Annotated in this window: 21 protein-coding genes; 3 read left to right on the top strand and 18 right to left on the bottom strand. The window is 64.2% G+C overall.

Annotated elements, in window-relative coordinates; translation table 11 throughout:
- Positions 1–236 precede the first annotated feature (236 nt).
- From ACFDR6_RS25115 to rpoZ, 14 genes are all read right to left on the bottom strand, one after another.
- The gene (locus ACFDR6_RS25115) at positions 237–3,107 is read right to left on the bottom strand and encodes an ATP-binding protein (RefSeq protein WP_375859881.1); all 2,871 of its coding nucleotides are present in this window, start codon (positions 3,105–3,107) and stop codon (positions 237–239) included.
- 1,125 nt (positions 3,108–4,232) lie between these two features.
- Positions 4,233–5,777 carry a GMC family oxidoreductase gene (locus ACFDR6_RS25110; protein ID WP_375859880.1) on the bottom strand — a complete coding sequence of 515 codons (1,545 nt, stop codon included), beginning with the start codon at positions 5,775–5,777 and terminating at the stop codon, positions 4,233–4,235.
- 4 nt (positions 5,778–5,781) lie between these two features.
- Positions 5,782–7,332, bottom strand: a complete 1,551-nt coding sequence (locus ACFDR6_RS25105) for an ABC transporter substrate-binding protein (protein WP_375859879.1) — start codon at positions 7,330–7,332, stop codon at positions 5,782–5,784.
- Between the two features lie 364 nt (positions 7,333–7,696).
- Positions 7,697–9,955 (bottom strand): DNA topoisomerase IV subunit A, encoded by a 2,259-nt coding sequence (gene parC / locus ACFDR6_RS25100; RefSeq protein WP_375859878.1) that lies wholly within the window; start codon positions 9,953–9,955, stop codon positions 7,697–7,699.
- 60 nt (positions 9,956–10,015) lie between these two features.
- Entirely contained in the window at positions 10,016–10,291 is a 276-nt protein-coding gene (locus ACFDR6_RS25095; RefSeq protein WP_249153411.1) for a hypothetical protein, read from the bottom strand.
- A gap of 101 nt (positions 10,292–10,392) precedes the next feature.
- Positions 10,393–11,145: a DNA repair protein RecO gene (recO, locus tag ACFDR6_RS25090; RefSeq protein WP_317243780.1), complete on the bottom strand. Its 753-nt coding sequence runs from the start codon at positions 11,143–11,145 to the stop codon at positions 10,393–10,395.
- Between the two features lie 141 nt (positions 11,146–11,286).
- A complete protein-coding gene (locus tag ACFDR6_RS25085; protein WP_212089645.1) occupies positions 11,287–11,667 on the bottom strand; it encodes a hypothetical protein in 381 nt (126 codons plus the stop codon).
- Positions 11,668–11,687: 20 nt separating this feature from the next.
- Positions 11,688–12,614 (bottom strand): GTPase Era, encoded by a 927-nt coding sequence (gene era / locus ACFDR6_RS25080; RefSeq protein WP_375859877.1) that lies wholly within the window; start codon positions 12,612–12,614, stop codon positions 11,688–11,690.
- Positions 12,604–13,515, bottom strand: a complete 912-nt coding sequence (rnc, locus tag ACFDR6_RS25075; protein WP_317243777.1) for a ribonuclease III — start codon at positions 13,513–13,515, stop codon at positions 12,604–12,606. Before rnc ends, era begins: the two co-directional genes overlap by 11 nt.
- On the bottom strand, positions 13,512–14,276 hold the full coding sequence (lepB, locus tag ACFDR6_RS25070) for a signal peptidase I (RefSeq protein WP_212089638.1): 765 nt from the start codon (positions 14,274–14,276) through the stop codon (positions 13,512–13,514). Before lepB ends, rnc begins: the two co-directional genes overlap by 4 nt.
- Before the next feature lie 246 nt (positions 14,277–14,522).
- Positions 14,523–14,942 carry a holo-ACP synthase gene (acpS, locus tag ACFDR6_RS25065; protein WP_028144381.1) on the bottom strand — a complete coding sequence of 140 codons (420 nt, stop codon included), beginning with the start codon at positions 14,940–14,942 and terminating at the stop codon, positions 14,523–14,525.
- On the bottom strand, positions 14,939–15,691 hold the full coding sequence (locus ACFDR6_RS25060) for a pyridoxine 5'-phosphate synthase (protein WP_375859876.1): 753 nt from the start codon (positions 15,689–15,691) through the stop codon (positions 14,939–14,941). Before ACFDR6_RS25060 ends, acpS begins: the two co-directional genes overlap by 4 nt.
- A 45-nt stretch (positions 15,692–15,736) precedes the next feature.
- Positions 15,737–18,022: a RelA/SpoT family protein gene (locus ACFDR6_RS25055; protein ID WP_212089635.1), complete on the bottom strand. Its 2,286-nt coding sequence runs from the start codon at positions 18,020–18,022 to the stop codon at positions 15,737–15,739.
- A 206-nt stretch (positions 18,023–18,228) separates the two neighbouring features.
- Positions 18,229–18,621, bottom strand: a complete 393-nt coding sequence (gene rpoZ, locus ACFDR6_RS25050) for a DNA-directed RNA polymerase subunit omega (RefSeq protein ID WP_007603391.1) — start codon at positions 18,619–18,621, stop codon at positions 18,229–18,231.
- Between the two features lie 329 nt (positions 18,622–18,950).
- Between rpoZ and ACFDR6_RS25045 the strand changes: the two genes are divergently transcribed.
- Positions 18,951–19,595 carry a LabA-like NYN domain-containing protein gene (locus ACFDR6_RS25045; protein WP_063194883.1) on the top strand — a complete coding sequence of 215 codons (645 nt, stop codon included), beginning with the start codon at positions 18,951–18,953 and terminating at the stop codon, positions 19,593–19,595.
- Positions 19,576–20,250, top strand: coding sequence for a uracil-DNA glycosylase (locus ACFDR6_RS25040; RefSeq protein WP_317243775.1), 675 nt, complete (start codon positions 19,576–19,578; stop codon positions 20,248–20,250). The genes ACFDR6_RS25045 and ACFDR6_RS25040 overlap by 20 nt, the downstream gene beginning before the upstream one ends.
- Positions 20,251–20,347: 97 nt before the next feature.
- Here ACFDR6_RS25040 and ACFDR6_RS25035 read toward each other — a convergent pair whose 3' ends face one another.
- The 4 genes from ACFDR6_RS25035 to dapA are packed head-to-tail and all read right to left on the bottom strand — an operon-like array spanning position 20,348 to position 22,825.
- Entirely contained in the window at positions 20,348–20,932 is a 585-nt protein-coding gene (locus ACFDR6_RS25035; RefSeq protein ID WP_317243774.1) for a peroxiredoxin, read from the bottom strand.
- 5 nt (positions 20,933–20,937) lie between these two features.
- Positions 20,938–21,411, bottom strand: a complete 474-nt coding sequence (smpB, locus tag ACFDR6_RS25030; protein ID WP_027530006.1) for an SsrA-binding protein SmpB — start codon at positions 21,409–21,411, stop codon at positions 20,938–20,940.
- A 59-nt stretch (positions 21,412–21,470) separates the two neighbouring features.
- Entirely contained in the window at positions 21,471–21,911 is a 441-nt protein-coding gene (mscL, locus tag ACFDR6_RS25025) for a large conductance mechanosensitive channel protein MscL (protein ID WP_317243773.1), read from the bottom strand.
- Positions 21,912–21,934: 23 nt separating this feature from the next.
- Entirely contained in the window at positions 21,935–22,825 is an 891-nt protein-coding gene (gene dapA / locus ACFDR6_RS25020) for a 4-hydroxy-tetrahydrodipicolinate synthase (RefSeq protein WP_317243772.1), read from the bottom strand.
- A 279-nt stretch (positions 22,826–23,104) separates the two neighbouring features.
- Between dapA and ACFDR6_RS25015 the strand changes: the two genes are divergently transcribed.
- Entirely contained in the window at positions 23,105–25,549 is a 2,445-nt protein-coding gene (locus ACFDR6_RS25015; protein WP_375860020.1) for a lytic transglycosylase domain-containing protein, read from the top strand.
- The last annotated feature ends 144 nt before the right edge of the window (positions 25,550–25,693 follow it).

The following is a 25,693-nucleotide window of genomic DNA, read 5'->3' as shown; positions in this document are numbered from 1 at the left end:
GAGTGCCGCCTCACTGACATTGCAAAGGCCGCCGCGATAGCTTGCGGCGGCCTTTGCAGGCCGGAAACCCCTCGCGAGCATCGATGGTCGCAAAGCATTGTCGATGAACGTCTTCCGAATGTCCCTGACGCTTCAGGCATATCGGATGTTGTTCGATCAACGGGGTGGACCAGTGTCGTAGATGCACCGGACTCCCACGTAGACGGCGTAGGCCGCGGAATAGCGAATGCAGCCTTTTAGGCCGCTCTGCCATCTCCGGAGGTTGCAAGCTTGGCGAGCAGGTCGCTTGCGACGAGTAGATCCCTCGTCTGAAAACCCTCGGTAAATTCGTCGTAGATCGGCAGCAGCATCTTGCGGGCATCATCCCTTCGCGACCGGGCGCACCAGAGCTTCGCGAGATCATTCGCTGCGCGCAAACGCCACGACAACGCACCGATGTCCCGGGCAAGCTGGATCGATTCCATGAGGCTTGCCTCAGCTTCTCTTGTCTGGTCCTGGGCGGCGAGAATGAACGCATGGACGCGAATGATTTCTGGAAGGCACCAACCTTCGCTCCGCGCTCGGGCGGTCTTCACTGCGGTCAGGATCGTTGCTTCAGCTTCGCCGAACCGTCCGGCACGGGCAAGAGCATCTGCCAGAACACTGAGGTAATAGGGCATCCGCACCAGGTAATTGACATTGCGGAACTCCTCGATCGCCTCCTTGAGGGAATCGATCGTGTCCGACGAAGCGTCGCCTTTCTCGTGTGCCAAGGCAGCGCGATAAAAACTGGCAATCGGCCGTCTCGTGAATAGTCCCTGCCTATCGACATGTTCGGCGAGCAATTCGACGTATTGATCGCATTCCTCGTAACGCCCGCACCAAAAGAAAACTGGGCATGAGTATGTAAGCGCGTTGTTCAGCGAAAGGTGATGGTGGCCCGGTCGGGCACGCTCAAAGGCGGCAGCAGCGGTCCGGCTGGCAGAGTCTGGCAAGCCCCTCAACCACAGTACCTGAGATAGCGCGCATTCCAACAGAATGACAATGTCGGCCAAGTACCGAACGCTGTACGAACGATTGAAATATCGCAGATCGCGCTGCCGTAGGCTTTCCAGTCGGTGCTGGGCGTCTTGAAGACGACCGAGAAAGAGGTCGGCTATTCCCAAGTGAACTTCGCCCTCGGGAAGAATCGAGGGATCATCCGCTGCGGCTACCGAGGCGAATGTCTTGATCGTGCGTATTCCTGAGTCGTACTCACCCGTGAAGAGTTCAAATGCCGCAATCAACATCAGGCAACGATGACGATAATCGGTGTCACCAATCCGATTTGCGATCTCCGATGCGCGCCGCAATGCAGCCATGGCCGCCGGCTTCAGACCACGCGTGATCATGGTCGAGGCTCCGAGCCACAGCTTGAACTTCATCTCGAATGCCGTGCCGGCGAGTCCAGCGGCATCGAGTTCCTCGACCGCGCGTGAAACGTGGACGTGGCATTCCTGGATCAGCGAAAAATGATTCCAGAGCAGCAGGCCTGCAACGGTCAGTCGAATTCGCAGCGACCGATTTGCCTCGTCCCGACGGGCCCAAGCCAGCGCAACACGCAGATCGTCGACGACGTGGCGGTAGGCGGCGCCCCATTCGTGGGCTGGACGCTGCGACCACTCGCTTGCGGCCTGCTCCAGCACCGCACATACATGTTCCGCATGACGGCAGCGGACCGCCTGATCCTCACCGCTGATCCGCAGGCGCTCCGCGCAATAGCTGCGTGTCGTTTCCAAGAGGCGGTAGCTGACCAAGTCTGCATCCGTATCCATCACCAGCAGCGACTTCGCGGCAAGCTTGGCGAGTGTATCCATTGCCTCAGCGGGCCCTCCGTTCGACACCGCGGCTGCCCCATCGACACTGAAAACACCGGCGAACACGGAGACCTCACACAGCAATGCGGCCTCACGCTCGGAAAGCAGGCTGTAGCTCCAGTCGAGTGTCGCAAGCAGCGACTGCTGTCTCTGAGGCGCGCCAAGGGGACCGAGATTGAGCAGGCGGAAACTCTCGTCCAGCATCTGCAGGATGCGTGCCGGCGAGAAGGCGGCCGTTTGTGTTGCGGCGAGCTCGATGGCGAGTGCGTTGCCATCAAGCCGGCGGCAGATTTCCGCCACCGCGGCAGCGTCCGCGTCTGTTAGCCGATATCCCGATCGCTCGGTTGCGCGCGTGGCAAACAACTCGACCGCGGGAAACTTGCAAGCCTCGTCTGCTGCGGGACGTTCGCTGGGATCGCATTCCAGTCCGCGGATGCGATGTATCCGCTCCGCGCCGCCCAGCCCGAGGGGCTCCCGACTCGTTGTGAGAATGCGCACGCCATCGAGCTGGCGAGCAAGCCGATCAACTGCAATCGCGACGGAAGGAAGCAGGTGCTCGCAATTGTCGAACAGGAGGATCTTTTCCTGCAGCTTCAAAGCACGCAAGACGCTCGACAGCGGATCCCCGCCCGTTACGCCGAGCCCGAGCGCGTAGGCGATCGCCGTAGGCACGAACTGCGGGTCGCTGATTTTCGCAAGGTCCACGAACGTGGCGCCGTAGGCGCGCTGGCGAGACGCTTCGTGAGCTGCCGCTACGGCGACGGTCGTCTTGCCGACCCCGCCGGTCCCCACGACCGATACAATCTTCGATACGTTTAGGTCGTGAAGGATTGCATCAATGACGTCTGCTCTGCCAAAGATGCGCGCCACCGCCATCGGGAGACCTTGCCCCCCTGTCGCCGTTCCGGCTGAGATCCCTTCTTCGGCTGCCTGGACCTGCGCGATAAATCGGTAGCCACGCCCGGTTACGGTCGCGATATACTTGGCCGGCTCGGGCCCGTCGCCGAGTGCCCGTCGCAGGGCATTCATGTTGACCTTGAGATTTGCCTCTTCGACAATTGTGTTCGGCCAGACACGCGCGAACAGCTCCTGCTTGCTCACAATTTCGCCCGGCCGCTCGACCAGTGCCGTCAAGATGTCCAGCGCGCGGCCCCCGATGCGGACTGGTACCTCTCCGTTGAGCAGCAATTGGCGTTCGGGAATAAGGAGAAACGGCCCAAAGCCGAAAGATCGCGCGGTTCGTTCTCCGCAGTCACTCGTCACGAGCAGCACCTTCTAAGGAGATCGGAACAAGTACAGCATGCCAGAAAAGCGAGGGCGGTCACACCGGCAATTTAGCACAAGCCGTTGTGTCTTTGCTTGCTCCAAAGTCCGCTTTGAGCCGCAGGCCGGCGACTATGACCGGAGCGACTTCCGCCTTTTCAGGAGCTGCCGTTTTTGTACCCGTCCTCGAAGCAAAAGCTCCCCCGTCGGCCCGGCCACCCGTCGGGCAAAACAGCCGCGCGCCCGGCTGCGCCGCTGTCAAGGTCCATGTCGCAAAATATTACACTTTACCGAAATTCGGATTTGTCGTACAAGCGAAACACCCTGGCCCGAGACAAGGGGCGGATCGCGATCGTCACGAACCGCGGGCTGGGCAGCGATGGACGCGACGGCGTCGGGCGCAACGGGCATTGCAGGGCGGGACACCGTGAGCGATTGCCTTGGCGCAACGACACGACGCCGACAGCGTCTTCGCATGGCTTCGGGGGCGAGCACACGCCACCCCTCGCAGCGACATGCGAAGACGTGCGCGGACGGAGAAGTCGTGTGGTCCCGACGCCCGGGGTTCTGGCGTCAAGTCTTGCGGAGATGTGGCGGCCGACCGGTCCGCGCATCGATCATCCGCAAGGCGACGGGGGCAATAGTGCAACGCTCCCCGAGGAGAGCACGAAGGACACCGTTAAAACCATTCGCGCAGGGAAGGCCGGGCGACCGGCACACCTGTGGTCCACCCCGTGTGCATTTCTATCGCGCACGGATTGCGGGTGCCAGCCGGTGCCCGGCCTTCCCTGCGCCCTCGTTTTTCGGGGGCGTTGAGAGACGCAAAACTCGGGCGAGACACGCCGCGAGAAGGCGATGGTGCGTCCGCTGTTTGAAGTGTGAATTGGAGAGCAATGGCCTCGCCCCTTGCTCCGTCATTGCGAGCGCAGCGAAGCAATCCAGAGTCTTTCCGCGGTGGGATTCTGGATTGCTTCGCTGCGCTCGCAATGACGATGTGGAAGCCGCGGGCCCCACCCTCGGGGTCTTCGCCCGGCTTGACCGGGCGATCCAGTACTCCGAGACAGTCGTGGTTGAATCGATGGGCCGCGGCGTACCGGATGCCCCGAGCCGGGGCATGACACCGGCGCGGCAGACCTACCGCACCATCATCCGCGCAATCGCTTCCCCGATCACCACCGTGGTGAAATGCGTGTTGGCACGGCAGTCGGATGGCATGATCGAGGCGTCGGCGACGCGCAGGCCCGAGATGCCCTTCACGGTGCCGTCGGGATTGACCACCCCATCGGCATCATTGGCGCCGCTCATGCGGCAACTGCCGGCGGCATGCTGGATGTCGCCGGTCTCACGCCGCAGCACCGCGTCGAGCTCGTGATCCGGCAGGCTGGCTGCTTGCGGCAGCGTCAGGTCGGTGTCCGCGAGCCGGATCCAGTCGGCAATGCCTGCCAGCGCGGGCTGCGACGTGATCACGGCGAGCCTCTTCACCGCATCCATCATGCGCAGCATGTCGCGGGGATCGGCCAGCATGTTCTCCTCGACAACCGGATCGATCGCAGGGTCGGTCGAGGCCAGCTTCAGCGTGCCGCGCGAATACGCATTGAACAGGCCCGCACCGATCGCCCCGGAGTTGCCGATGCCGCGGTGATTGAAGGCGATCAGGATCATGTCGCGCTTGCCGCCGTCGGCGAGACCCGACGAATAAGTCACGCAGCAATTGGTGTGGCGCGTGTCCGGATCCGTGGGCCGCAGATTTTCGCGGAGCTGGATCGTGGCGCGAAACAGCGGGTGGTCGAAGTAGTGCTTGCCGACGGGCAGGTCGCGCTCGACTGCAATCCCCATCGCCTTCAACTCGTCCGCTGGCCCGATGCCCGAGCGCAGCAGGAGGGCCGGGCTGTGGATGGCGCCGGCGCACAGCACGATCTGCCGCGCGCTAATCTCGTGGGTGCCCTGCCCCTCGAAATGGACGCGGACGCCGGTCGCGCGGCCGTCGCTGATCAGCACACGATCGACCAGCGCATGGCCGCGGATCTCCAGATTGGCGCGGCCACGCGCGGGCTCCAGGTAGCCCTCATTGGTGCTGATGCGGCGCAAGTCGCGGCTGTTGATGGGATAACAGGCAACGCCCTCGCCATCGGGACCGTTGAGATCGGCGCACCAGGGATAACCGCTCGCCAGCGCCGCATCGCGCAAGCCGCGATCGATCGGGCCCCATGTCTCCGGCGGCGCGCGATAGACCGGCAGCGGTCCGCCGCGGCCATGGCCCTCGGCGTCGCCGAACTCAAAATCGTCCTCGATCACGGAGAACAGCGGCATCACGTCCTTCGCCGACCAGCCGGTGCAGCCATTGGCGGCCCATTCGTCGAAGGCGTCTGCCACGCCGCGGATCGCGATCTGGCCGTTCATCATCGAGGAGCCGCCGAGCCCCTTGCCGCGCCAGTAGAAGCGTGGCTCCTGCCCGGCCACGCGGCGCGACAACAGATCGGGCCACTGCCATTTCTCCTGGTATTCGCGCTTGTGGATGATCGGGATGGGATTGGGCGTCCGCACCTCCCACGGCGCCTCATCGGCGCGCCAGTCGCGGCCCGCTTCCAGCAGCAGCACGCGGCGTGCGGAATCCTCGGACAGTCGTGCGGCAACCGCCGCGCCAGCGGAGCCGCCGCCGACAACAATGACATCATACATTGCGTTATTTCTCGACATTCCAGAACACCGGGATGGCGGACGGTATCAGACCGCGTAACGTCGCGCGATAGGCGGCGGGCTGCGCGAACTGGCCCCACGGAATTCCGGGAGCCTGATCGTACATGACGGCCTGGATCTCGCCCGCGATCTTCTTGCGGTCCTCCTCGGCCGGCGCCTTGGCGAAGGCTTCCGTCAAGGGCGTGATGCGCTGGTCGCACTGCCAGCCGGTGAAATCGGCACAATTGAAGGCGACCATCACATTGGTCAGCGGCGAACCGAGATCGAATCCGCCGGCGTGCACGCCATAGACGCTCCAGCCCTCCTTCTTGGCGCGGCGCGCCAGCACGCTGGCCCAGTCCATCACCTGCAGATCGACGTTGAAGCCGGCGGCCTTCAGCCGCTCCGCAAGCACCTGCGCCGAGACGCGCGGCGCTTCGAGATCGTTCGCCTGCATGACGATGACGGGCTCACCGGCATATTTGGTCGCCTTCAGCGCAGCCTTCGCCGCCTCGATTGAGGGCTTTGCGGCGGCTTCGGTGCCGGCCTTGCTGTCATAGGTGGTGCCGCAGGTGAAGAAGGTGGCGCAAGGCGTGGCGTATTTGGCATCGAGTCCGAGGGCGTCCAGCACCTCGCGCTGGTCGACCAGCTTCCACAGCACGCGGCGGATCGCGGGATCGTCGAACGGCTTCGATGCGGCATTGAGGCGATAGGCGCCCGCGAACATGTTGCCACCGGTGAAGTTCACCAGCTTGACGCGGGAATTCTTCTCCATTTGCGGCAGCAGATCGAACGGCGCGTATTGCATGAAGTCGATTTCGCCGGCCTGCAGCGCCGATGCGGCGGTGGCACCATCGGGAATGACGCGGATCTCGAGCGTGTCGACGTTGACGCGCTTGCCGCCGGCGAGGAAGTCGGCGGGCTCGGAACGCGGCACATAGTCGGCGAACTTCTTCAGGATCATCCGGTCGCCGGTGCGGTGATCGGCCTTGCTGTAGACGAACGGGCCGGAGCCGACGATCTCGGTGATGCGCTGGTCGCCGGGCGTTTTCGCAATGCGCTCGGGCATCATGAAAGCGACGGGGCTGACGGGATTGCCGAGCGCGTCGATGACGAGGCCGGACGGCTCCTTCAGCGTCAGCACGAAGGTCTTCGCATCGCTCGGCTCGAGCGAGGCCGTGATCGCAAAGATGCGGCGGCCAAGCGCGCTGCGGGTGCCCCAGCGGCGCAGCGAGGCCACGCAATCGGCCGCCGTGACCGGCTGGCCATCGTGCCATTTCAGCCCGTCACGCAGTGTGAACGTGTAGGTCAATCCATCCGCGGAGACCTTCCAGTCCTGCACCATCTGCGGCCTGATGTCGCCCTTGGAGTCTTTCGCGAACAGCGTGTCGAACACCATGTAGCCAAACGTGCGCGAAATATAGGCCGTGGAGAAATGCGGATCGAGCGTGACGATCTCCGCCTCGAGCACCGCGATGAGATTGCCCGCCGCATGCGCAGGTGCCGCAGCGATCGCGAGCCCAAGCAACGCCGGAATGAAAGCCTTTGGTTTGAACATTGGTGTGGTTTCGCCTTTTGACTGAACGTTCGCAGTCGCCAGGAAAAAGCAATGTTCGTGCCCGGACGCCAAAAGCACTCATGCGCTCACGACTATCTGCCACGCGTTTGCGGGATGCGCACTTTTGAGTTGGAGCGCGGCGCCATCGCATCCCGTCATTGCGAGCGCAGCGAGGCAATCCAGGCTGCCGCCGCGCAAAGATTCTGGATTGCTTCGCTGCGCTCGCAATGACGATGTGGATGCAGTTGCGCGCTAATCTTTCTCGTGCCCCGGCCCATGCATCAGCGTAGCGTGTAGCTTGCTGGGTCCCGGCTCTACGCAGCAATGCGAAGAGCGTTGCAGCGCGTCCGGGACCAGAGGGCCCCTACCCGATCACCTTGCCGAACTTGTTCGATTTCGGAAAGCCCTTCGGCGGCAGGCGGCCGGCGTCGGCACGGGTGCCCTGCCACTCCGCGAGCTCCTTCATGGTTGCGCTGAATTCGCGCCCCGCCGAGTCCTTCCAGGTCAGGCCGGCCTTGGCCTCGAACACGACGACGTCGGAGAGACCGCCGTCCTTGTACTTCTGCAGGCGCACGCCGCGGCCGCGGGCCATCTCCGGCACCTGGTCGAGCGGGAAGACCAGCATTTTGCGGTTCTCGCCGATGACCGCGACGGTGTCACCGAGCACTTCGGTAACCACGCGCGCCTCGTTCGGCATCTCGACGTTGAGGACCTGCTTGCCCTTCTTGGTGGTGCCGACGCAATCGTCCTCGTTGACGACGAAGCCTTGCCCTTCGGTACTCGCGACCAGGAATCTGCGTCCGCCCCTGTTGACGAACAACGCGACGGGCGCCGCCTCCTGCTCCATGTCGATGAACAGGCGGATCGGCTCGCCATGGCCGCGACCGCCGGGCAGTTTTGCGACATCCAGCGAATAGAACTTGCCGTTGGTCGCGAACAACAAGAGCTTCGAGGTCGTTTCCGCAAAAAACGCAAAACCGAGCTTGTCGTCCTGCTTGAAGGCGAGGCCCGAGAGATCCTCGACATGGCCCTTCATGGTGCGGATCCAGCCCTTGTCGGAGACCACGACCGTCACCGGCTCGCGCTCGACGAAGGCTTCCTCGATCGCGGCGAGATCGTGCTCGGGCGCGTCGGCAAAGGTGGTGCGGCGCTTGCCGAGCGGCGTCTTCGGCCCGAACATGTCGCGGACCTTGCCGACCTGCTCGCCGACCTTCTTCCACTGCTCGGCTTCCGAGGCGAGCACCGCGTTGATGCCCTTGAGCTCGGCGCGGAGGTTCTTGTCCTCGGTGCGGATCTCCATTTCCTCGAGCTTGCGCAGGGAGCGCAGGCGCATGTTGAGGATGGCTTCGGCCTGCACTTCGGTGAGCTTGAACGCCTTCATCAAGGCCGGCTTCGGCTCGTCCTCGTTGCGGATGATCCGGATCACCTCGTCGATGTTCAGATAGGCGATCAGGAAGCCGCCCAGCACCTCCAGCCGGTGCTCGATCTGCGCCTTGCGATAGTTGCTGCGGCGGATCAGGACGTCGCGCAGATGGTCGAGCCATTCGCGCAGGCACTCGGCCAGCCCCACGACCTTGGGCACCTTGCCCTTGATCAGCACGTTCAGATTCAGCGGAATCTTGTTCTCGAGCTCGGTCAGCCGGAACAGCGATTCCATCATCAGCGCGGGATCGACGTTCTTCGACTTCGGCTCGATCACGATGCGAACGTCTTCGGCCGACTCGTCCCTGATGTCGCCGACCAGCGGCAGCTTCTTCTGGTCCAGCAGTTCTGCGACCTTCTCGATCAGGCGCGACTTCTGCACCAGGAACGGGATCTCGGTGACGACGACAGCCCAGGTGCCGCGCGCGCCCTCCTCCTGCGTCCAACGCGCACGGACGCGGAACGAGCCGCGGCCCGTGGTGTAGGCTTCCGCGATGGCCTGCTTGGAATCGACGATGATGCCGCCGGTCGGGAAGTCCGGACCCTTCACCCACTTCATCAGCGCCCTGGACTTCGCATCGGGCTTCTCGATCAGATGCAGCGCGGCATCGCAGAGCTCGGCGGCGTTGTGCGGCGGGATCGAGGTCGCCATGCCGACGGCGATTCCCTGCGCGCCGTTGGCGAGCAGGTTCGGGAAGCCGCCGGGCAGCACGACCGGCTCCTTCGACTGGCCGTCGTAATTGGGACGGAACTCGACGCCGTCCTCGTCGATGCCCTCGAGGAGAAGCCGCGCGACGTCGGTCATGCGGGCTTCGGTGTAGCGGTAGGCGGCGGGGTTATCGCCGTCGATATTGCCGAAATTGCCCTGGCCGTCGACCAGCGGATAGCGCGAGGAGAAGTCCTGCGCGAGGCGGACCATGGCGTCGTAGATTGCCTGGTCGCCGTGCGGATGGAACGAGCCCATCACGTCGCCGACGATTTTGGCGGATTTCTTGAAGGCGGTGCCGGGATCGAGCCTGAGCAGGCGCATGCCGTAGAGGATGCGCCGGTGGACCGGCTTCAGGCCGTCGCGCGCGTCGGGCAGCGCGCGGTGCATGATGGTAGAGAGCGCATAGGCGAGATAGCGCTCCTCGAGCGCTTCACGCAGCGGCACCTCGTGAATTTCGGCCGGCTCTTCCGGCGGAATCAATCGTTTTCCCATGCCGCCCGGTTAAACCGTGGAAGCGAATCGGGCAAGGATGGATTAGTTCCCTGTGGGCGGCTAGTGGCCCGCCCATCCGGCTGTCACGGTTTGAGACTTGTCCTGAGGCGGCGTCGGCACATTGGCCAGACAACGCCGGGCGGCCTCGATTTCGGCCTCCGTCGCCCCCTTCGACCGCGCCCATGTCTCTGCGGCCGCAGCAGAATATTTGGCCACATAGTACCGGACGACGGTGCAGGAGGCCCGGCGAAACGCGCCGGGTTGCGGCTCCGCAGCCATTGCATCAGGCGCAAACGCGAGCAGCGCCGCGGACAAGGCGAATCCCCTGATCAACATTTAGGCTGTCCCCGTTGTGGAACCCTCATTGCCAATTCCATCAGTCTGGATTTCGTTCCATGGAACTTCACATCAAGCGACAATCCAGAGTCCCGCCTCGCTCATGGCGCGGGGATCGCCGCCTTCGCCTGCTGCCGTGTCAGGGCATTGATGAAGCCCGCGCGCGCGTCGGAATGGCCCTGCCCGCGCGGCTCCAGCACGTGGCGCAGCAGGAACAGGCCGGTGAGCCGAAAGCCGTCCTGGAGATCCTGCTCGGTGAGATCGCTGGCGGTTTCGCCCTGGCGCAGGAATGGCGGCAGGCGCAACAGGCGGTCGCGCCAAGGCTCGCCTGCGCCGCGCGATACCGCGCCGCCGGATTTCGGCGAGACGTAGATCAGGTCGGTGGTCTCGCCGGTCACCGCGCAATTGTCCAGCGCCAGCCCGAAGCCGAGCTCGGCGAGCATCGCCAGCTCGAAATGGATGACATGGACGGCGGCGCCGCCGATATCGTCGAAATCGTCGAGCGAATGCTCGAGCAGCGCAAAAATCTCCTCGTGCGGATCGCGCTCCGGCAAGAGCCGCGCAATCGAAGCGAGATGAGTGACGCCGTAGACGCCATGGGATGATCCGAGCAAATTGGCCGCGCGCAGCTTCAGGCCCTCGATCGCGTAGGTGCCGAGATGCTCGTCCAGCCGCGCCCGCCACACCACGCTCACGCTGTTCCCCGGCTGCAGCAAGGGCCGCATCCGCGAGCCGGCGCCGCCGCGCACGAGACCGAGATGCCGGCCGTGCCCGCGCGTCAAGAGCTCGACGATGGCGCTGGATTCGCCATGCCGCCGCACGCCCAGCACGATGCCCTCGTCGGTCCATTCCATGGGAGGAATCTTATCGCATTTCGAACTATTATGGGGTGGGCAAAGCGATGCGTGCCCACGCATTTTTGCGACCATGATGCGATGGTGGGCACGGCGCGCAAGGGCGCGCCTTTGCCCCACCCTATGGCACCGCGCAAAACGTCACGCGTTGAACCAGCCCTGCGCGTCGCCGGTGAAGGAGTAGTACAGGCCCATCGTCGTCAGCGCGCAGGACACGATCTCGATGGCGCTGTCGAGCTCCAGGCCCTTCTCCCCGATGATTTGGCCGAGCGAGATCACCGTCAGCACCAGCGCTGCCGCCAGCACAAAGCGCGGCCAGTTCTTGCGATGATGCGCGGCGAGCCTGACGAAATAAACCAGGAGCAGGATCATGCCGCCGGCCAGCAAGGTCCCCGTCATGATCATCTGCTCGGTCACCTGGGCATTGGGCGTGCGGTCCTGCACCGCAACGGACAAGGCGTCCAGCATCAACGATGCGTAGAGCAGCGCTTCGAAGCGCCTGACGTTGCTGGGCACGCTCATCGGATACCGATCTTTCCTGGTTATTCCCTGGGAAAGTCCAGGCCCATCTCGCGGTAACGATCGGGATCGTCGCCCCAGTTCTCGCGCACCTTGACGAACAGGAACAGATGCACCGGCACGTCCAGGATCTGCATCAGCTCCTTGCGCGAGTCCGCGCCGATCGACTTGATGGTGGCGCCGCCCTTGCCGAGCATGATCTTGCGCTGGCTTTCGCGCTCCACGAAGATCGTCTGCTCGATCCGCACCGACTTGTCCTTGCGCTCCTCCCATTTGTCCGTCTCGACCGTGGACTGGTAGGGCAATTCCTGGTGCAGCTTCTGATAGATTTTTTCGCGCGTGATCTCGGCCGCGAGCTGCCGCATCGGCGCGTCCGACATCTGGTCCTCGGGATAGAGGAACGGTCCCGGCGGCACCATCTCTGAAAGCGTCGTGCGGATGTCGTCGACGCCGTCGCCCGAGATCGCCGCGATCATGAAGGTCCGCGCGAACTTCATGCGCTCGTTGGCGGCCTGTGCCAGCGCCAGCAATTTCTCGCGCTGGACCAGATCGACCTTGTTGATGACGAGGATCTTCTCGTGGTTGACGCTGGCGACCTTGGTGAGGATCGCCTCGGCTTCCTCGTCGATTCCGGTTTTGGCATCGAGCAGCACGCAGACGAGATCGGCGTCATGCGCCCCGCTCCAGGCGGTCGAGACCATGGCGCGGTCCAGCCTGCGCTTGGGCAGGAAGATGCCGGGCGTGTCGACCAGGATGATTTGCGCGTTGTTCTCGATCACGATGCCGCGGATCAGCGCGCGCGTGGTCTGCACCTTGCGCGAGACGATCGTGACCTTGGCCCCGACCAGCGCATTGACCAGCGTGGACTTGCCGACGTTCGGCGCGCCGATCAGCGCAACGAAGCCGCAGCGCGTCGGAGTAGGCGTCTCGCCGCTTGCTTCAGCCGTCATTGCTGCCGCCGACGCCTTCGCGTTCGATCATCACCGAGGCTGCCACCTTCTCTGCTGCGCGCTTGCTGCCGCCGATGCCCTCGGCCGGCGCGAGGCCAGGCAGATCCACCGCGACGCGGAATTGCGGATCGTGGTGCGGGCCGGTGCGCTCGACCTCGCGGTAAACCGGCGTCGGCAGCCCCTTGCCCTGTGCCCATTCCTGCAACACGGTCTTGGGATCGCGCAGAGGACGGCGCGGCTTGTGCATGCGCTCGGTCCAGTTGCGTTTGACGAAATCGGACGCCGCCGCGTAGCCGCCGTCGAGGAAGACAGCGCCGATCACGGCCTCGCAGATGTCGCCGAGCACCGATTTGCGCAAGCGCGCGTCGGCGCTGGAGCCGACCGAGCCGAGCTTGATGTCGTCGAGCAGACCGAGCGACTTGGCGACGTCGGCGCAACTTTCCTTGCGCACGAGCTCGGCAAGACGCTTGGACAGCTCGCCCTCATCGGCGTTCGGGAAGGCGTGATAGAGCATGTCGGAGACGACGAGCCCGAGCACGTGGTCGCCGAGAAATTCCAGACGCTGATAGCTGTCACCGCGCTTGCGCCCGGACTTCAGCGCCGAGACATGCGTGATCCCCTGCATCAGGAGGTTCGGGTCGGTGAAGCTGTAGCCGATGCGCGCCTCGAGCGCCGCATTGGCATCGCTGCCCTTGGCCTTTCTGCTCCGCGTTCGCTTTTTCTTCGCGGGCGCCTTGGCCTCAGGAGTCTTCGCTCCAGGAGACTTGGTTTCAGGAGTTTTGGGTTCAGGAGTCTTGGCTTCCGGAGTCTTGGCGACAAGGCTCTTGGTCGCAGCTTCGCCGTCGGGGCCCGGTTGGGCCTCGATCGATTGGATCGCGATATCCTTGGCTTCGTCTTTCATCGGACAATTTTGAAGAAGCGATTCCAGCGCACCGCCCACGGCCAGCGCCAGAACATCCAGGCATGCTCGCCTTCGGCGATGGAGAAGAAGATCATCTGGGCGCGGCCGATCAGATTCTCCTGCGGCACATAGCCGACCTGGCCGAGGAAGCGGCTGTCGGTGGAATTGTCGCGATTGTCGCCCATCATGAAGAAATGGCCTGATGGCACTGTGTAGACGTTGGTGTTGTCCACATAGCCGTTGTCGGCACAGTCGAGCGTCTCATAGGACACGCCGTTCGGCAGCGTTTCCTTCCAGCGCTTCACCCGGGAGATGCCGCCGCCTTCCGAGCCGCAGGGCTCCTCTCCGACATATTCGCTCATCCGCTGCCGCTCGACCGGCGCGTCGTTGATGTAGAGCAGCCCGTCCCGCATCTGGATGCGGTCGCCGGGAAGGCCGATCACGCGCTTGATGTAATCGGTGGAATCGTCCTTCGGCAGGCGAAACACGACGATGTCGCCGCGGGCCGGATCCGAGCCCCAGATCCGCCCGGAGAACAGCGGCGGTGAGAACGGAATCGAATAATGGCTATAGCCGTAGGAATATTTCGAGACGAACAGATAGTCGCCGACCAGCAGCGTCGCCTTCATCGAGCCGGACGGGATGTTGAACGGCTGGAACAGGAAGGTGCGGATCACCAGCGCGATCAGGAGAGCGTGGATCACGACCCGGATCGTTTCGCCGACGCCGCTCTCAGTTTTCGTTCCCGAAGTCACGCTCATTGCTCTCTCAATTCCGGCGGCGATCACAGAGCGCCCTCCTCCGGCGAACGGCCCACCGGTTCGCGGCGCAAGGAGATTGTCCTGATTCTGATAGTGAGGGCCAATTCCGGCGTAAAGCCGAATTCGCCCAGGCTGATTTGCGTCCGCGGACTTTTAGACGGTTGTCGGAGGCCACGCAATCAAGGATCGCATCAAAACTACATAACTTATTGATTTATAACACAATTCATGAAATCCACGGGCCGGTCAGGGTTTCGGCAGCGGCACGGCGGAAATGATGACGAAGGCCTGCGCCAGCGGCCAATCGTCGGTGATCGACAGGTCGATCCGCGCCTCGAACCCTTCCGGCGTCAGGGCCTGAAGCCGGGCCAGGGCGCCGCCGGTCAGTTGCATGGTCGGCCGCCCGCCCGGAAGGTTGACCACCCCCATGTCGCGCCACCACACCCCGCGCCGGATCCCGGTGCCGAGCGCCTTGGAGCACGCCTCCTTGGCGGCGAAGCGCTTGGCATAGGTCGCCACCACCATCTTCTCGTTCTTGGCGCGCCGCTCCGCCTTGGCCCGCTCGGCCGCGGTGAAGATGCGGTCGAGGAAGCGCTCGCCATGGCGCTCGATCACCTTGCCGACGCGGGTGATGTCGATCAGGTCGGAGCCGATGCCGATGATCATGCCCGGCTCCGGCCGCGATCCATCGCCGCGCGCATGCTGCGCACCGTCTCGGCAAGGCCGACGAACAGCGCTTCGCCGATCATGTAGTAGCCGATGTTCAGCTCCATGATGTCAGGCAGGGCTGCGATCGTCTCCGCGGTCGTATAGTCGAGCCCGTGCCCGGCATGAACCTCGAGCCCGGCAGCCTTGGCCAGCTTGGCGCCCGCCACGATCCGCTGCCATTCAGCCTCGGCCTTCTCCGTGTGGCCGTCGACCACGGCGTCGCACCAGGCGCCGGTGTGGATCTCGATCACCGGCGCGCGCAGCCGCGCCGCCATCTCGATCTGGGCGGGATCGGCGGCAATGAACAGCGAGACCCGAATACCGGCGTCGTTCAGCCGCGCGATGTAAGGCGCGAGCGCGTCGTGCTGGCCGACCACATCCAGCCCGCCTTCGGTGGTCACCTCCTGGCGCCGCTCGGGCACCAGGCACACCGCGTGCGGCCTGGTGGCGAGCGAGATGCGCATCATGTCGTCGGTCGCCGCCATCTCGAAATTGAGCGGCTTGGAGATCTCGGCCTTCAGCCGCGCCATGTCCTCGTCGCGGATGTGGCGGCGATCCTCGCGCAAATGGGCGGTGATGCCGTCGGCGCCGGCCTCGATCGCCAGCAGCGCCGCCCGCACCGGATCGGGATTGTGGCCTCCGCGCGCGTTACGCAGGGTCGCGACATGGTCGACATTGACGCCGAGGCGGAGCTTCGAAGCGGGCATTTCAGAACTCACGAAATCAGAGAGACGGGCGCGTGCGGGATGCGCCTATCCATTAACACGTTCGACTTTGGCGACGACCGCCTTCGCGCGCAGCTGCGCCAGGATCGCGCTGAGGTGCTTCAGATCGTAGACTTCGAGATCGATCGTCGTCTCCGTGAAATCGGGTGAGCGGCGCTGCATGCTGATATTGTCGATGTTGCCGTCGTGCTCGGCGATCACGGTCGCGATCTGCGCCAGCGCCCCGGGCTCGTTGACGTTCTCGACCTTGATGCGGGCCGGGAAGCGCTGCGGCGCGGAGTCCTCGATGTCCCAGCGCACATCGAGCCAGCGTTCCGGCTCCTCCTCGAAATCCTTCAGCGCGGGCGCCTGGATCGGATAGATCGTGATGCCCTCGCCCGGCGTGACGATGCCGACGATGCGATCGCCGGGCACCGCGCCGCCGTTCGGGGCAAACTTGATCGGCAGGTCGGAGTTGATGCCGCGGATCGGGATCGCGACCGGGCTGCGCGGCGCCTCCGACGACTTCTCCTTGAGCTTGGCGGCGAGCCCCTTCTTGACGCCGTAGCGCGCGATGCGCTCCTCCTTGTAGTCGGGGTACATCGCACGCGCGACGTGGGAGGCCTTGATCTCGCCGCGCCCCACCGCCGCCATCACGTCCTCGATGGAGGTGCGCGCGAGCCGCGGCAGCGCGCCCTTGAGCTTGTCGTCGGCATATTCGATCTTGGCGCGCTCGAACAGGCGCTCCACGATGCGCCGGCCGAGACCGGCATATTGATCTCGCACGGCGGTGCGCGTGGCGCGGCGGATCGCGGCGCGCGCCTTGCCGGTGACCGCAAGCGTTTCCCATGCCGAAGGCGGTGCCGATTGTGCCTCCGAGGTCAGCACCTCGACCTCGTCGCCGTTCTGGAGCTCCGAGGACAGCGGCGCGAACTGGCCGTTGATCTTGCAGCCCACCGCGCTGTTGCCGACGTCGGTATGCACGGCATAGGCGAAGTCGATCACGTTGGCGTGGCGCGGCAGCGCGATCAGCTTGCCCTTCGGAGTGAAGCAGAACACCTGGTCGTGGAACAGCTCGAGCTTGGTGTGCTCGAGAAATTCCTCCGGGTTGGCGCTCTCCGAGAGAATACCGATGGTGTGGCGCAGCCAGGCGAACGCGTTGGACTCGCGCTTGAGGAATTCGGTCGGCGAGCCGACGCCTTCCTTGTAGAAGACGTGCGCGGCGATGCCGCGCTCGGCGATCTGGTCCATCGCCTCGGTGCGGATCTGCAGCTCGACGCGCTGGTTACCCGGGCCGATCACCGTGGTGTGGATCGAACGGTAGTCGTTCTGCTTCGGCGTCGAGATGTAGTCCTTGAAGCGCCCCGGCACGACCGGCCAGGTGGTGTGGACGATGCCGAGCGCGCGATAGCAGGCCTCGATGTCGTTGACGACGAGGCGGAAGCCGAAAATGTCGGACAATTGCTCGAAGCCGACCGACTTGCGCTCCATCTTGGTCCAGATCGAGAACGGCTTCTTGCGGCGGCCATAGACCCGCGCTCCCAAGCCCCGGTGGCGCAGATTGTTGGAGAGCTGGTCCTCGATCTCGCCGATCAGATTGCGGTTGCGTTCGGCCAGCGCGTCGAGACGCTGCATCACGACCGAATAGGCTTCGGGATCGAGGGTGCGGAAGGACAGATCCTCCAGCTCCTCGCGCATTTCCTGCATGCCCATGCGCCCCGCCAGCGGCGCATAGATGTCGAGCGTCTCCTCGGCGATGCGCCTGCGCGAATCCGTCGGCACGAAGTCCAGCGTGCGCATGTTGTGCAGGCGGTCGGCGAGCTTGACCAGAAGCACGCGGACATCGTCGGCAATGGCCAGCAACAATTTGCGCAGGTTTTCGGCCTGCTTGGCCTCCCGCGACACCAGCTCGAGCCGCTTCAGCTTGGTCAGGCCCTCGACCAGGGCGCCGATCTCCGGCCCGAAGATCTGGTCGATCTCGGCCCGTGTCGCTTCGGTATCCTCGATCGTGTCGTGGAGCAGCGCGGCCACGATGGTGGCGTCATCGAGCTTCAGGTCGGTGAGAATCGCTGCCACTTCGAGCGGGTGCGAGAAATACGGATCGCCCGAGGCGCGGGTCTGCGAGCCATGCGCCTTCATGGCATAGACATAGGCGCGGTTCAGCAGGTCTTCGTTGGTGTTGGGATTGTAGGACCGGACGCGCTCGACGAGGTCATATTGACGCATCATCCGCGCGCGGGGCTTGGCCGGGCGGGCGACCGGCGCAGTCGGGGCCACTGCAACCGATTCGGTTGCGGCCTGCATCTGCGTGGATCTGCGGCGCCGATATACCATGCCGTCCTGCCTTCAAACGGGCCCTAAGCAGCCCGCTCCATTCCATCTTAGCTCCGATCGCGCTCGTGTCCGATCAATTCGGTGACAGGACGCATCGCCGGCGACGACGCTATGGTAACCACGAAAACGTCAACAAAAGCAAAGGCCCGAACAACCGTTCGGGCCTTTGATGAAATCACAGGAAGTCGACGATCGCGACCGACGATTTACTCGTCTTCCTCGGGCTGCTCCTCGGGCGGCGCGAGGCCTTCGAGACCCTTCAGGAGCTCCTCTTCGGTCATGCGCTCGACGGCGACTTCGGTATCGTCCGCATCGACGCTTGCACCCGCGGAACCGATCAGCGGCACCGTATCCGGCTCGGGCTCGTCGACCTCGACGAACTTCTGGAGCGAGTGCACCAGCTCCTCGCGGAGGTCCTCAGGCGAAATGGTCGTCTCGGCAATTTCGCGCAAAGACACAACAGGGTTCTTGTCGTTATCGCGGTCAACCGTTAGTTGTGAACCGGACGAGATCATGCGGGCACGGTGGGCGGCCAGCAGGACCAAGTCAAACCGGTTGTCGACCTTGTCGATACAATCTTCTACGGTGACGCGAGCCATGGACTGTCGCTCCGTTGTGGGTGGGACGAAATATGTGGATGATTGGGGCTAGTTATAGGGGCCGGGACGGTTTCGCAAGGCCAATTTGTGATTTGGCCTCGCCAAACGGCTCTGGTACCCCCACATTGGGGCTGGGATGGGTGGTTTCCCGGGCTGCCATTGAGGGCGGCGCCGGAGATATGAAAGTCCGCCATAACTATACCTTGATTGCCCCGACTTCTCCGGATTTACGGTTTCGACGGGTCCTAGCGGCACTTTAGAAATGCGCGGCCTGCTGTCGCCGCGCCAACAATAAACGATCAATCACGAACTCTACGCGAGCAAACTGAATGTCACCTTCCTCTACCGACAAGATCGCGCTCTTCATCGACGGAGCCAATCTCTATGCGACGGCGAAAACTCTGGGCTTCGACATCGATTACAAGCGCCTGCTGAAGGAGTTTCAGAGCCGCGGTACGTTGTTGCGGGCTTTCTACTACACCGCGATCATCGAGGATCAGGAGTACTCCTCGATCCGCCCGTTGATCGACTGGCTGGACTACAACGGCTACACGGTCGTCACCAAGGCGACCAAGGAGTTCATCGACGCCTCCGGCCGCCGCAAGGTCAAGGGCAACATGGATATCGAGCTCGCCGTGGATGCCATGGAGCTCGCCGAGCACATCGACCAGATGGTGCTGTTCTCCGGTGACGGCGACTTCCGCTCCCTGGTCGAGGCCGTGCAGCGCCGCGGCGTGCGGGTCACCGTGATCTCCACCATCGCCAGCCAGCCGCCCATGATCGCCGACGAGCTGCGCCGCCAGGCCGACGTCTTCACCGACCTCGTCGAGCTGCAATCCAAGCTCGGCCGCGATCCGTCCGAACGCCCCGCCCCGCGTGACCGCGGTGAGCGTGGCGAACGCCACCACGCCCCGCAATTCCTCCAGCGCGCAACCACGATGGCGCCGAGGGGCGATGACGACTTCGAGGAGTGAGGCGGCCCCGTCAAGCCGCCAGCCTTCCACCGTCGTTCCCGACCGCGATTGTCCGCTCTGTCCGCGCCTGGTCGCCTTTCGCGAGGCGAACCGGGCGCGCGAGCCGTTGTGGCACAATGCACCGGTCGCGCCCTTCGGCGACATCAAGGCGCGCCTTTTGATCGTCGGCCTCGCGCCGGGAATGCAGGGCGCCAACCGCACGGGGCGGCCCTTCACCGGGGACTATGCCGGCGACCTGCTCTATGCCACGCTGCTCGAATACGGATTTGCCAAGGGCACGTATCAGGCGCGTCCCGATGACGGCCTGAAGCTGATCGACTGCCGGATCGCCAACGCCGTGCATTGCGTGCCGCCGCAGAACAAGCCGCTGCCGGTGGAGATCAATACCTGCCGGCAGTTTCTGGTCGCAAATCTGGAGACGATGCCGAAGCTGCGCGCGATCATCGCGCTCGGACGAATTGCGCACGACAGCGTGCTCAAGCCGCTGAAGCTGAAGGCCTCTCAGGCCCCCTTCGGGCATGGCGCCGTGCATCAGGCCGGCCCGTTCAAGCTCTACGACAGCTATCACTGCTCGCGCTACAACACGAATACGGGCGTATTGACGGCCGACATGTTCCGATCGGTGTTCGCGAAGGTGAAGGCGGATCTCGACTAAAGCATGATCCGGAAAAGTGCTCAGCGGTTTTCCGAAAAGATCATGCTTAAACAACAACCTAAAGCGCGATGGCGATTCATCCTAATCGCATCGCGCTTTAGGCGGGCTTTGCCGGATGGGCCTTCAGCCAGTCCAGCACGTCGCCGGCGTTCCGGTCGGGCGGAAACACCGGATAGAACACATGCGTGATGCGTGCGTCGTCGATCACGAGCGCGAGGCGCTTGATCAGCGTCAGGCCCGCGACGTCCATCGTCGGCAGCTTCAGCGCGCGCGTCAGCGCCAGCTTCTCGTCCGACAGCACCGGAAACGGCAGATGCAGCCGTGAGGCCATCTCGGTCTGGTACTCATTGCTTTGGGTCGAGAGGCCGAACACGTGGGCGGCACCCGCGGCCTTCAACTCGGCAAACAGATCGCGAAACGCACACGTCTGCGGCGTGCAACCGCGCGCACCCGGGATCATGTCCCAATCGTCGACCAGTGCGATCTTGCCGGGCTCGCCCGTGCGCGGATAGGCGAACACCACGGTGCGACCGCGCAGTGCCGACAGCGTGACCGACGTGTCGTCGGTCGCGAGCAAGCCGATCGGAGGCAAAATCATACCCACGAGATGGGCGGCACCGCCGTCGTCTTCGGGCGCCGGAATCTGGGTCCAATCGACCTCGAGCAGGTTCCGCTGCGCCATTTTCGTCAGCCCCTCGCCCGCATCAGGCGCCCCTTCTCCCGGCTCCAGTCGCGCTTCTTCTCGGTCTCGCGCTTGTCGTGCAGCTTCTTGCCCTTTGCAACCGCGAGCTGCAGCTTGGCGCGCCCACGCTCGTTGAAATAGAGCTTCAGCGGGATCAGCGTCATGCCCTCGCGATCGACCGCGCCCATCAGCTTGTTGATCTGCCGGCGGTGGAGCAACAATTTCCGCGGCCGCTTGGGCTCGTGATTGAAACGGTTGCCTTGCAGATATTCGGGGATGGTGGCGTTGATCAGCCAAATCTCGCCGTCCTTGGAATCGGCGTAGGATTCCGCAATCGTGCTCTTGCCGTTGCGGATCGACTTGACCTCGGTACCGGTCAGCGCAATGCCCGCCTCGATCGTGTCCTCGATCGCATAGTTGAAGCGGGCCTTGCGATTTTCCGCCATGACCTTGATTGGACGTTCGTTTTTATCGGCCATGACAGGTAAACCTGATCGAGATGCGCAGCGAAGCTAACAGTTCGGATGAAGCGCGCGCGTCACTTCTTGAGGAGATCGCGGATTTCGGTCAGCAGCTCGACCTCGGCCGACGGCTTCGCCGGAGCGGCGGGGGCGGCCTCCTCCTTGCGCTTCAAGGTGTTCATGGCGCGGATCACCAGGAACAACACGAAGGCGACGATGATGAAGTTGATCGTCAGTGTCAGGAAGCTGCCGTAAGCAAGTACGGCGCCTTGTTTTTTCGCATCAGCTAAGTTGGTGGCGGTGACCGCCTTCGACAAGGGGGCAAAGTAGTTCGAGAAGTCGAGGCCTCCGGTGACCGCGCCGATGATCGGCATGATGATGTCACCGACCAGCGACGTGACGATGGCACCGAAGGCCGCGCCGATGATGACGCCGACCGCGAGATCGACGACGTTGCCCTTCATGGCGAATTCGCGGAACTCCTTGAGCATGCGCGTGCCCCTTTCCTCGACGCTCATGAACGGCCCCCGATGCGAGCGCGTCAGTTGATCAGGCCAGCGTGCACCATCGCGCTACGGACCGCAACGCGGGTCGGCTCGGAAACCGGCACCATCGGCAGCCGCAGCGTCTCGTCCAGCTTGCCGAGCAGCGACATCGCATACTTGATCGGGGCCGGATTGCTCTCGATGAAGAGGTTGTTGTGCAGCGGCATCAGCTTGTCGTGGATCGCGAGCGCCGCCTTGGCGTCGCCCTTGGCCCAGGCCGCCTGGAACTCCGAGCACAGGCGCGGCGCGACGTTCGAGGTGACCGAGATGCAGCCGTGGCCGCCATGGGCCATGTAGCCGAGGATGGTGGCATCCTCGCCGGAGAGCTGGTTGAACTCCTCTCCCATCGCCGCGCGCTGCTGCGATACGCGCACCATGCTGGCGGTGGCGTCCTTGACGCCGGCGATGTTCTTCAGCTCCCACAGCCGCTTCATGGTGTCGACCGACATGTCGATCACCGAGCGCGGCGGGATGTTGTAGATGATGATCGGAATCCCGATCGCGTCGTTGATCGCCTTGAAGTGCTGGTACATGCCTTCTTGCGTCGGCTTGTTGTAATAGGGCGTCACCACCAGCACGGCGTCCGCGCCCGCCTTCTCGGCGTGCTGGGAGAGTTCGATCGCCTCCTTCGTCGAGTTGGAGCCGGCCCCCGCGATGACAGGCACGCGCCCCTTGGCCTCCGCGATGCACCATTCGACCACCTTCTTGTGCTCGTCATGGCTGAGCGTCGGGCTCTCGCCGGTGGTGCCGACCGGGACCAGGCCGTTGGTGCCCTCTGAAATCTGCCAGTTGACCAGCGAGCGGAACGCGGCCTCGTCCAGCGAACCGTTTTTGAACGGCGTGACCAAGGCGGTGAACGACCCCCGGAATTTCGTCTTGGCTGCCATGGACTTCCTCCGTACGCGGCTATCTCTCGAGCAAGCGCCATTCATATCGGGTCTATCCCGCCGGTAAAAGGCCCGCTTCCGTGTGACGCACCGTTTAGGCCGCGATTTTGCCGCGGTGGTGGTGCAAATCGGCCCGCGGTAAGCGGCTGTTGGTATTTTGTCCGCATATTCAATCAAATACAGATAGATCTTGAGCCACTTGACTGATTCGGGGCGACGAAACCCGTGACCTCATTCCCTCGCGCCGCTTGGCGATCCACCGGTCTGGTCGTGTGCCTGATGGCAGGGCTGTCGGTCGGCTGTGCGGCTTTGGCCAAGCCCAACGAGCCGACGGCGGAGGACGCGAAGAATTCCGCAAAGCCGGTCGCCAAGAACCAGTCCAAGGGAGCCGGCAAGGAAGCACCCAAGGAAACGCCGAAGGATGCCGCCAAGGGCGCCAACAAGGGCACGGCCAGCGCCCCGGCCAAGGATGCCGGGAAGAAGGCTGCCAAGGACACCGGAAAGGAACCCGCCAAGGACAAGCCCAAGCCCGCGGCAGCAGTGACTCCCGCGGCGGCAGCGAAGCCCGCGGCAGCAGCCAAGCCTGCGGCAACAGCGAATCCGGCGGCGGCAGCCAAGCCTGCGGCGACGGCGCCGAAGCCGCACCCCGCCGCCAGCGGTTCGGCCCCCAAACCAGCGCCCGCCCCGGCTTCGACGGCCACCGTCGGACCGGCCGCCCCGGCCGCAAGGCCCATCGCAGCTCCGGTGCTGGCGCCCGCCACCCGCCAGCATGCAGCGCCGCGCAAGCCGGTGATACCGGCTGCGGTCGCTGCGACGTCGTCGACGTCGCAGGGCGACAAGGAGACCCTGGAGAGCGTCATCGAGCTCGTGCGCAAGCGCAAGGCGGGTGAAGCCACCAACGCGAGCGCAAGCATCTCGGATCCGGTCGCGCGAAAACTCGCGGAATGGATCATCCTGCGCAGCGAGGACAATGGCGCAACCGTGGAGCGCTACCGCGCCTTCATCTCCGCCAATCCGAGCTGGCCGTCGCAGACCTTTCTGCGCCGGCGCCTCGAAGCTGCGATGTGGGACGACAGGCGCGACGATTCCGTCGCGTGGTCGTGGTTCGAGAACGAGTCCCCCATTTCCGCCAAGGGCCGCTTCACGCTCGCCAAGGCGATGCTGGCCCGCGGCGACCGCGCCAATGCCGAGCGGCTGGTGCGCGAGGCCTGGCGCAGCGATCCGATGTCGGAGGACACGGAGAACAACGCGCTCGACCAGTTCGGCGCCCTGTTGACGCCGGGCGATCAGAAGGCGCGGATGGACACGCTGCTCTACGGCAGCGAGAACGAGGCCGCGCTGCGCGCCGCAAAGCGCCTCGGCGCCGGCTATGTCGCACTCGCCAAAGCTCGCATCGCCGCCGTCAAGAAGGCGCCGAACGCGCGCGCGCTGCTGGATGCCGTACCGCGCGAGCTGCACAACGATCCCGGCTTCACCTTCAGCAAGATCCAGCTCCTGCGCCGCGAGGAGAAGTTCGCGGAAGCGGCGCAGCTGATGCTGTCCGCGCCCAAGGATCCGGGCCGGCTCCACAATCTCGACGAATGGTGGATCGAGCGGCGCCTTCTGGCGCGCAAGATGATCGACACCGAGGAATTCCGCAGCGCCTATCTGATCGCGCGCGATGCCGCGCTGCCCTCGCGCGACATCTACAAGACCGAGCAGGAGTTCACCGCCGGGTGGATCGCGCTGCGCTTCCTCAACGACCCCGCCGCCGCCGCGCAGCATTTCGCCCGCATCGGCGTCGGCAGTGTCAATCCGACCGCACTGGCGCGCGCCGGCTATTGGCAGGGCCGCGCCGCGGAGGCGATGGGCCGCCAGCAGGAGGCGCGCAACGCCTATGCGCGGGCTGCCGAACAATCGACCAGCTATTACGGCCAGCTCGCACGCGCAAAGCTCGGCCTGCCGCAGATCGAGCTCAACAGCCAGCCGCGCGGGCGCGGTGCCGAACGCCTGGAGATCGTGCGCGCCGCGCATTTGCTCTACGAGCTCGACGAGCGCGAGATGGCGATACCTCTGCTCGCGGACATGGGTGAAAACGGCGATCCCGAAGCGCTTGCCGGTCTCGGCGAACTGACCCAGCGCTACAGCGACGCGCGCGGCATGCTGCTGCTCGGCAAGGCCGCGCTCAACCGCGGCCTGCCGTTCGACTTCTATGCCTATCCCGTCAACGGCATTCCGCAGTTCACGCCGATCGGGCCCGAGGTCGAGCGCAGCATCATCTACGCGATCGCGCGCCAGGAGAGCGCGTTCAACCCGTCGGTGGTCTCGCCGGCGCAGGCCTATGGGCTGATGCAGGTGACGCCGGACGCCGCGCGCTATGTCTGCAAGCGCCACGGCGCGACTTACGATCTGGGCCGGCTGAAGAACGATTCGGTCTACAACGCCACGCTCGGCTCGGCCGAGCTCGGCGGACTGCTCGAGGATTACCGCGGCTCCTACATCATGACCTTTGCCGCCTACAATGCCGGCCGCGGCAGCGTGAAGAAGTGGATCGATCGCTACGGCGACCCGCGCGACCCGAAGGTGGATGCAGTCGATTGGGTCGAGCTGATTCCGTTCTCGGAGACGCGCAATTACGTGCAGCGGATCATGGAGAATCTTCAGGTCTACCGCGCCCGCTTTGGCGGCGGCTCGCGCCTGCAGATCGAGGCCGATCTGCGCCGCGGCACCGCCAGCGTGGAATAAGATATGTCGACGAAGCCGGTCCTGCCCCGAGCCGTGGCCGCGGGCTTCGGCAGAATTGCATTACTCTGGCGACCGCATGGCGATAGAATTGGAACAAGCCGTGCCGCTCGCCGGTTGGCAGGCACTACAAATCTGGAGACGTGT

Origin of the sequence: Bradyrhizobium tunisiense (genome assembly GCF_042263385.1) — a bacterium.
Classification (GTDB): Bacteria; Pseudomonadota; Alphaproteobacteria; order Rhizobiales; family Xanthobacteraceae; genus Bradyrhizobium; species Bradyrhizobium tunisiense.
Note: the sequence above shows the minus strand (reverse complement) of the source record. Positions and strands in the feature narration are given on the sequence as shown.